Source organism: Protofrankia sp. Cas3 (assembly GCF_963555955.1).
Classification (GTDB): domain Bacteria; phylum Actinomycetota; class Actinomycetes; order Frankiales; family Frankiaceae; genus Protofrankia.
In genome coordinates this window covers 7,772-8,513 of record NZ_CAUVXP010000210.1, presented here as the reverse complement: position 1 = coordinate 8,513, position 742 = coordinate 7,772, and the positions used below count along the sequence as shown (strand labels likewise).

The following is a 742-nucleotide window of genomic DNA, read 5'->3' as shown; positions in this document are numbered from 1 at the left end:
CCAGTCCACCCTGCACTTTGCAGCTCGGCTTGGCCTGAGCCAGGCGACGCTTTCAAGGATCGAGACCGGGAAGCGCAAGGTGACGTCCGAGGACGCCGAGCGGATCTGCCGTCTTCTGAACGCGGACCACAGCATGACGAAGGCGTTGGTCGCAGCTGCGAAACGTGAAAGCCGCCTCAGCAGCCAGCCGCCTCGACCCCTGCCCAGACCGACGTCACTCCTGGGCGATCGATGACGCTTGCCGGCGAGCGGATGCGCTGCGCGCTCAGCGGTGTTCGGGCCTGTTCGGGCGGCAAGCATGATCGGTACAGGATTCCCCGATGCGTAGCGGTCGGGTGCGGGTCGATCAGCCGGATGACGATCTCGTCGATGTCAACGGTGCCCGGCAACGTCTCACGACACATCCGAGCTCTGCTGGCCCCAGCTACAGCCACCCGACCTCCGGTAGCGAAGTGACGCCCAACCCCGCCTGGGGGCCCGGCCTGCTGCCCACCGATCGCTGAGGGACCACGGTTCTCACCGTAAATCACGTATCGAGCATGCTCGGACTCCCGTTCGGACCAAGATCGAGAGTCTGGCGAACGTAGGCGCCCGGCGAACTTCGGCACCACTTCGGCACGGCCTGCCGGAGTCCGCCGGTGCCGGTCGGATACGGCCGGACAGCCTGAGGGGGTTTCGTGAGGCCGAAACCCCTGGTGAGACAGGGGTTTCGGCTGGTGATCGGAGTGTGCCCCCAACGGGA

Annotated in this window: 2 protein-coding genes and 1 tRNA gene (1 of these 3 only partly in view); 2 read left to right on the top strand and 1 reads right to left on the bottom strand. The window is 66.2% G+C overall.

What is annotated here, in order from left to right; all coding sequences use genetic code 11:
* The coding region (locus U9983_RS25105; RefSeq protein WP_322756378.1) for a helix-turn-helix transcriptional regulator at positions 1-235 on the top strand (235 nt) is incomplete at its 5' end.
* 85 nt (positions 236-320) lie between these two features.
* Entirely contained in the window at positions 321-503 is a 183-nt protein-coding gene (locus tag U9983_RS25100) for a hypothetical protein (RefSeq protein WP_322756377.1), read from the top strand.
* Positions 504-728: 225 nt separating this feature from the next.
* On the opposite strand, the gene U9983_RS25095 is transcribed toward U9983_RS25100, so the two are convergent.
* Positions 729-742 (bottom strand) — tRNA-Glu (locus U9983_RS25095) (it continues 242 nt past the right edge of the window).

What these genes read in the sequence shown, in the direction of transcription:
- U9983_RS25100 (WP_322756377.1), top strand. Translation starts at nt 321, where the DNA reads ATGCGTAGCGGTCGGGTGCGGGTCGATCAGCCGGATGACGATCTCGTC.